Below are 7,196 nucleotides of genomic sequence, written 5' to 3'. Positions count from 1 at the left end.
AACCGCGGGAGGTGTGGCAGTGTGGGGCGTCAGACGCTATGGGGATTTCGATGCTGGCGGTCTGTTGCCGACGTACGTTGGATGCCTGTTTGGAAGACGACCGGTGAGGCGACGAGCCCGGTCGGCCGGTCACGAGATGCGGAATTGGAGTCGCGCAGCGGTGGTCGAACGACACGACGGCTATCGATGGTGGCGCGAGGGCGAGCATGATCATTGCTGGTCGAGAGCCGGCGAAGCAGACGGGTAGTCTTATAATTTTGCCGCGCACCGATCTTGATCATGATGTGTCGATCCTGATCACGGCGATGGAAAGACGCTGTGTCTGGAATCAGGCTCGGAGGGGGGCGGCAAAATTCCCTGTCCAGAATTCCTTAGGCATTCGGCTGGCAGCTAACCCTTGATGAAGGCGAGCAGGTCTGTGTTGATGGTGGCCGCTTCGGTCGTGGGCATGCCGTGCGGAAAGCCCTTATAGGTTTTCAGCGTCCCGTTCCTCAGGAGCTTGGCTGACAATGGCCCGGCGGCCACATAGGGAACGATCTGATCGTCCTCGCTATGCATCACCAGCACCGGCACGGCGATCCTCTTGAGGTCTTCGGTGAAATCGGTCTGCGAGAAAGCGACAATGCCGTCGTAATGCGCCTTGGCACCGCCCGTCATGCCCTGACGCCACCAATTCTGGATAACGGCCTCAGAAGATTTGGCGCCCGGCCGGTTGTAGCCATAGAACGGACCTGAGGCGACGTCGCGATAGAACTGCGAGCGATTGGCCGCGAGCTGTATCTGAAATCCGTCAAAGACTTCCTTGGGAAGGCCGTTGGGATTGGCCGGCGTCCTTACCATCAACGGCGGCACCGCGCAGAGAATGGCCGCCTTCGCCACCCGGCTCTCGCCATGCCGCGCCAGGTAATGCACCACTTCGCCGCCACCGGTGGAATGGCCGACGTGAATGGCCTTCTTCAGGTCAAGATGCGCTGTCACGGCAGCGAGATCGTCGGCATAATGATCCATATCGTGGCCTTCGCCGGTCTGGCTAGAGCGACCATGGCCGCGGCGGTCATGGGCGATGACGCGATAGCCGTGATTGAGGAAGAACAGCATCTGCGCGTCCCAGTCATCCGATGATAGCGGCCAGCCATGGCTGAACACGATGGGCTGACCGGAGCCCCAGTCCTTATAGTAAATCTCGACACCGTCTCTGGTCTTGATGGTCGTCATCATTAGCTCCTGTCGTACTTGCCTCGTTATCCGCTATGCCGTTACCTCTGCGCTTCAATCGTCGCGCGTGCTCTCGGTTGAACTCGGCCTCCAATGGGTGACAGGGCCGTTCTGCTCCGGCACGAAGTTCGCCATGTCGAGCAGTCTGACGAACGACATGGTAAACAGGCGGCGTGAGCCGCGCCAAGCAATTCCTCCGGATTGGTGCCGGGCTTTTCACCGTAGCGGCTGAAGAAAGTGTAGGGATAGGTTTCCAGCGCGTGGCTTTCGGTCGAGACCGAGCCCTTGCCTTCACGCGGGCCGCCGTTCCAGGCGGCAGATCCAAAGCGTTTCATGGCTCCTAGCTCCTTTCGTGCTCTGCACGCGCTGGGCTCGTCAGGCTTGCTGTCCGGCGGCTTCGAGGATCAGCCCCGTGATTTCGTCGGGATGAGAGATCAGCGAGAGATGGCTGGCCTTCACTTCGATGGTCTTGGCGTTCATCCGCTTGGCCATGAAGCGCTCAAGGTCAGGATTGATGGTGCGGTCTTCCGTTGAAACCGCATAGTAGCTCGGCTTCGATCGCCACGCCGCGTGCGTGGTCTTGCCTGACAGCAGAGCCTTGTGGAACGGCTCCTGCACGGCGTAGAGCACTCTGGCCTTGGCTTCCGGCAGGTCGCCGGCAAAATCGCGCAGAAAGGCGGCCTCGCTGAGACGTCCTTCATCGCCGTCGAAAATGATGCCCGCCGACGCTGGCGGAGTCGAATATGTTTTGGCAAGCGCGGTGTAGTCCTCGCCCGCGTCGGGCGCTCGTGCCGCGATGTAGACCAACGCCGATACCTTCGGATGTACGCCGGCCTCGGTGACGATCATCCCGGAGAAGGAGTGACCGACCAGAACGGTAGGGCCATCCTGCCGCGCCAGCACGCGCTCGGTCGAGGCTACCGCGTCAGGCAGGGTTGTCAGCGGGTTTTGCACGGATGTGGCATTGAGCCCCGCTGCCTGCAATCGCGCAATCACCTCGGACCAGGATGACCCGTCGGCGAACAGCCCGTGCACAAGGACGACGTTTTTTGCCGTCGGCGCCGGCTGTGCCGCGGCGGCGGTGCCCTGGACAAGAGTGCCAGCCGCCCCCGCAGCCACCATGCTTACGAATGCGCGTCGGTTCATTGTATACCTCGGCCGGCGATCGTCTTGGCTATTCATGGAAGGATTCCCTTTGCCTGAGATTGAAGTTAGTCACGTTAAGGGTTCGATATGGCTAACGACGAGCTTGGAGGGCGCTGCTATCGTGCGCGGCACTGCTAACGCACTTACCGAAAATGGTTTGGCTCACACTGGCCGAGGCCTCCTGCTGCTGTCGCCGCACATTGGCTTCGAACGGCATAAGAACAGTCGAACTCGTCTGCCGAATAGTTGTGGAGGCACTAGGAATTGCTGCCCTGGGGCTCGCTTAGCTCCTGACGAAATGTTGTTGGGAACGTCGGCGCACTCGTCGTCACTGACAACAATGCCAAAGCAGCAAGAGTTTTTGAACGAAGCCATGATGTTCTCCTGTTGCTTTCGTGCACGCCGCGGGCGGCCCGTGGGTAGCGAACCGCATCGCCAATCTGCTGCCTCGATATGTCTTTGTGTTTCGTGTGCATGACGGGCTCTTAAGCATTGAGCAAATTCATTGAGAGCGTCACGCATTCTTGCGACGTAAGCGAGTTTGACGTTGTAAGATTATGTTAGTCAGCGTTGCTGGAAGCGCGCGTCCTGTGCGACGCATCGAGTCCAAAAGAGCTTCAGTTGGATGACGAGGTCAATTGATCGACGTCAAATGCCGGCCCTTGATCTCGGTAACAATGGACGAGACGATCTCCCCTACCTTCAGCAGGAGGTTCCTGAGTACGTTCTTCCGAAAGCCGCCCTCACGCATAGCTCTCTGCCCCGTCGGGTTCTGGCTAACGGTGTTGCAGGGCAGCGCGTTTCCGCGGTGGCTGTTGCCGTTGTTCATCGATCAAAAGCAATGCAGTCAGTCCGCATTTTCGAAGGAGGTTTCTCACTTTCATTCGGCCCGGCTCGCGAAAATGGAAAAGCGTGACCCGCGACAGGGGGTGGAAGCGACGTCGATGCGGTGTCCCAGAATTCCGATAGCCTGGCGCACGATGAAGAGGCCAATGCCAAGACCATCGCATCGCGCAGGATCAAAACGGGTGAAAGCCTCGAACATTCGAGGCATCTGGTCCCCAGTTATGCCGATTCCAGTGTCATAAACGTCGATGCGGATCCTCTGGTCGGTGTGCCGGCAACCGACGAGAACGTGGCCACCAGGCTGTGTGTATTTGATGGCATTGCTGACCAAGTTGCGCAGAACGGTACCGAGAAGCAGAGCATCGCTCTCAATTGTAGCGCTAGTCGAGACCGTACGAACGCTGACTCCCTTTGTTAGAGCTGCGACTTTGTCCGCGCAGGTAACTTGCTGCAACAAGGGCTCGACCCGCACCGACGTTAGCTTCGCCCTTTTGCCGCTCTCGCAGAGTCGAAGGGCGGCGAGTAATTCATCAAGCTGATCCCTTAATCGCTCAACCGCGCTCTGACCGCACTGCAGCAGGCGCAACTCAGATGTCGTTCGAAGGCCGCGACCGAGAATATCGTGAACATTTTGGATGACTTGAAGTGGCTGCCTTAGATCGTGTCCTGCTATCGCAAGTAAAACTGACTCAAACTCCGACTGCTTGTGTGGTTTCGCCTTGGCCGTCATGCTCCAAGTCATGGGTCGCGTTGAGATCCGTGGGGTACCAAAAGCCGCGCTGCCTTCTGTCGCTTTGACATGTCCGTGTGTCTCGTGCATGACGGGCTCTCTTAGTTGGGAGGCATTGAACAAATCTGATTGAAAGCGTCGTGCAATCTCGCGACGTACGCGAGTTTGACGTTGTAAGATTGTGTTAGTCGTGCAGTTGAGGCGCGCGTTTCAAGCGACGCATCGGCTCCAACAAAGGGGAGCTTCAGCTCGATGAGGTGATCACATCGGTTGAAATGACCATGGCGACGGCCGTGTCGATTCTCAAATATCGTATCGATTACGAAGAATGATCAGTTGAACGATCAAATCGCTCAGGGGGGTGAAATAGAAGGCGAGCACCAGCGGATCAGGCAGGCCGCGCTTGTCATAGTTGCCATCGACATTGGCCGTCGCGATGAAGTTCCCATAGTGGCTGATCACCTTGGTTACGTTCATCGTCAGACTCTCGCCGATGATATCGCGCTTCGCCCACTCTCTGATGGCGGGCTTTCCCCAGTAGTCCCGTAACTGATCATTGACGAGAGCGTCCTCGGCGAAAGTGGCCAGCAGTCGCTCGAGATCGAAACTGTTGGTTGCTCCAACGTAGGCGGCCAACAGGGGTGGGAGGGCGACGGGAGCGTTTGGCGGAACGGAGGATTTCATCATGGTGTGGGTTCGAAAGATTCTGGGCAATTTGCACTTCACGACCATGCCAGATGGACGACGGCTTGGCCCGTTTGATTGCGTTAGAAAATGTTAGACGGGTGCAGGGAGTCCGGTTCCGCCGGGTCTCCAGGCGGAAAGAAATGTTGCGGAGGTCGTCGGCTTGGCGTGGAGCGGCTAACAAAGGCTATGCAAATCCTCAAGCAGCGTGCGCGCCAGCTTCATATCTGCGGTTTCGAATCCTTCGGTGAAGCGGTCGTAGACGAGGGCGAGCGTATGCCGGGCCTGATCGCGCTGGCCGTCTTCGGCGAGCAAGCGTGCCAGGGCCATCGCTGATCTCAGCTCCCAAGCGAGTGCAGATTGCGCGCGCGCGACAGTAAGCGCTTCTGTCAGGCAGTTCATGGCTGATTCACGGTCATGTTGTGCTACGAGAATCTGCGATTTGATCCGGAGCAGTTCGGACAAGTTAAATTCCACTCCACTATTTTTCGCGCGCGCAATGGCTCCGTTGATCGCAAAAAGCGCCTCCTTGAATTGAACGGTCTTGCGCAAACCTTCCGCCAACGCGCCGATGAAATCTGTGATGAGGAGATTGAACTGTTGAGCGCGCAGAGTCTCCAGCGCGCCCCGTAGCAAATCGAGGCCGGCTTCCGGCTCTTCGCGGGCGATGGCAAGTTCGCCCTTCAGCGCGATGCCGAGAACACGGTACGGTGCAAGCGAGTATCTTCCGGCGTATACGATCAGCTGCTCGATGAGGTCGCCGACTTTTAGTAAATCGCCGGTCCACAGTAGCAATGTCGAGACATAAACCAGCGAAACGCAGACTGAAACTGGGTGACCCCGGCTTGCCGCTTCATCGATGGCGTTTTGCACGAGTCTAAGTGCCTGATCGGAGAAGCCACGCAGCCACAAGGTGCGGGCAAGGCCGACGAGCGCGAAGATGCGCGGATCAAAACCGAAGAGGTGGGCATTGAAAGTACCGAGCTCAACCTCGAGTGCCATACCGCGCTCAAAATGCAGCTTTGCGACGGCTTGGTTGCCCATAAAGTGGTGAGTATTGCCCACTCCCCACTCCGCCCAGACGGTGCCGAACGGGTGCCTGGCAGCCTGCGCGATGATGCCGCCCTGTTCCGAGACCGGCAGGGCGCCGCGGATGTCGCCGAGTCGTGTGAGAAAAATGTTCAGACCGGCGAGAAGGCGCAGTTGGCGTGCGCGGTCCGCGAACGCTTCCGCAAGCGCAAGTCCCCGCTCGTATTCGGCGCGAATCTGATCGGTGTGACCCCTGGTGAACATCGACGCCAGCGCCAAGGCTTCCTGAAGGATCATCTCCTGTCTGGTGCCTCGGCTGGCGTCGTCGAGCGCGGCCAGCGCCCGTTCACACCAACCCCTGCATTCCTCGAATAGCGACAGTCCGAAGAACAGTGGCGCCGCCCAGGTGGCGAGCTCGACGCCGACCGCGGCATCGCCATGGTCTGACAGCGCCCATCCGAGTGCCGCCCGCACATTGCCGATATGCAGGGCGTACCCCGAAAGATCATGTTCGCCGAATAATGACTGGATGATCTCGTCGTGTTCGAGAAACCTGGAATAAAAGATCGCATGGCGCCGGGCGATGCGAGCCGCTTCGCCACGCGCTCCGAGTTTGGCAGCGGCGTAGGCGCGCGTGGTGTCGAGCAGCCGATAGTGTGTCGATTCGTTGATGGCAGTCGTGGATATCAGGGACTTCGCAACCAGGCTCGCGACCGCGTCGGTAGCGTCCGCATCGTCTGCCTCCGTCTCCGACGCAACGGAGCTGGCGGCCTGAAGCGTGAAGGCCCCGACAAAGAAAGACAGCCGGCACAGGACCACCTTCTCGCGCTCCGAAAGCAGGTTGTAACTCCAATCGAGCATCGCATTCAGCGTCTCGTGCCGCGGCAGCGCGGTGCGGCGGCCCTGCCAGAGCAAGCTGAAGCGGTTGTCGAGCAGCTCCGCGGTTTCACGAATCCCAAGGGAGCCGACGCGACTGGCCGCAAGCTCAATGGCAAGTGCGATCCCGTCAAGCCGGCGGCAGCTGCGGGCGACGATCGGCGCATCGATATCGCTGAGCTCGGCGCCATAGCCGCTCGCCGCGGCCCGTTCCATGAAAAGCTGGGCAGCGGGATACCGAAGCGCTTCCATGGCGGTCAGGCCGGCATCCTCGGGTGGACAATCAAGTGAGTACAATAGGTGGACATGTTCACCTTCCACCCGGAGCGCTTCGCGGCTGGTCGCCAGGATGTGCGCTTGTGGCGCCTCGCTGACGATGCGTTCGGCCAGTGCTGCCGCAACGCCGATCACGTGCTCGCAATTGTCGAGCACGAGCAGGATCCTCCTGTCGCCGATAAAGGCCAGCAGACCAACGACCGGATCCTGGGTTTGCACCGCGAACCCGAGCGCCGACGCGATCGCTGTCGGCACCAGTTCGGGATCGGTCAGCGCAGCCAGATCGATAAAGAAGACCGCGTCATGGAATCCATCACTCAGCGTATGAGCGATCGAGATTGCCACGGTCGTTTTGCCGATACCGCCAGGGCCGACGATGCTGACGAAGCGCCAC

At 59.3% G+C, this 7,196-nt stretch carries 5 protein-coding genes; all 5 read right to left on the bottom strand.

All coding sequences use genetic code 11. The features are described 5' to 3' along the window. Window positions 1–390 precede the first annotated feature (390 nt). Entirely contained in the window at window positions 391–1,215 is an 825-nt protein-coding gene (locus UP10_RS40525) for an alpha/beta fold hydrolase (RefSeq protein ID WP_044592750.1), read from the bottom strand. A 375-nt stretch (window positions 1,216–1,590) separates the two neighbouring features. Continuing rightward, the gene (locus UP10_RS40520; protein WP_044592749.1) at window positions 1,591–2,361 is read right to left on the bottom strand and encodes an alpha/beta fold hydrolase; all 771 of its coding nucleotides are present in this window, start codon (window positions 2,359–2,361) and stop codon (window positions 1,591–1,593) included. Window positions 2,362–3,241: 880 nt separating this feature from the next. Next, window positions 3,242–3,937, bottom strand: a complete 696-nt coding sequence (locus UP10_RS40510) for a sensor histidine kinase (RefSeq protein WP_197087022.1) — start codon at window positions 3,935–3,937, stop codon at window positions 3,242–3,244. A gap of 303 nt (window positions 3,938–4,240) precedes the next feature. Continuing rightward, window positions 4,241–4,624, bottom strand: a complete 384-nt coding sequence (locus UP10_RS40505; protein ID WP_044592746.1) for a Cif family virulence factor — start codon at window positions 4,622–4,624, stop codon at window positions 4,241–4,243. A gap of 174 nt (window positions 4,625–4,798) precedes the next feature. Then, window positions 4,799–7,196, bottom strand: a 2,398-nt coding sequence (locus UP10_RS45600) for an ATP-binding protein (protein WP_044592745.1), incomplete at its 5' end; no start/stop codon positions are given.

The organism is Bradyrhizobium sp. LTSPM299, assembly GCF_000938235.1.
Lineage (GTDB): Bacteria > Pseudomonadota > Alphaproteobacteria > Rhizobiales > Xanthobacteraceae > Bradyrhizobium.
The sequence above is the reverse complement of the archived record's forward strand: the minus strand, read 5'-3'. Positions and strand labels throughout refer to the sequence as shown.

What these genes read in the sequence shown, in the direction of transcription:
- UP10_RS40505 (WP_044592746.1), bottom strand. Translation starts at nt 4,624, where the DNA reads ATGATGAAATCCTCCGTTCCGCCAAACGCTCCCGTCGCCCTCCCACCC.
- UP10_RS40525 (WP_044592750.1), bottom strand. Translation starts at nt 1,215, where the DNA reads ATGACGACCATCAAGACCAGAGACGGTGTCGAGATTTACTATAAGGAC.
- UP10_RS40510 (WP_197087022.1), bottom strand. Translation starts at nt 3,937, where the DNA reads ATGACGGCCAAGGCGAAACCACACAAGCAGTCGGAGTTTGAGTCAGTT.
- UP10_RS40520 (WP_044592749.1), bottom strand. Translation starts at nt 2,361, where the DNA reads ATGAACCGACGCGCATTCGTAAGCATGGTGGCTGCGGGGGCGGCTGGC.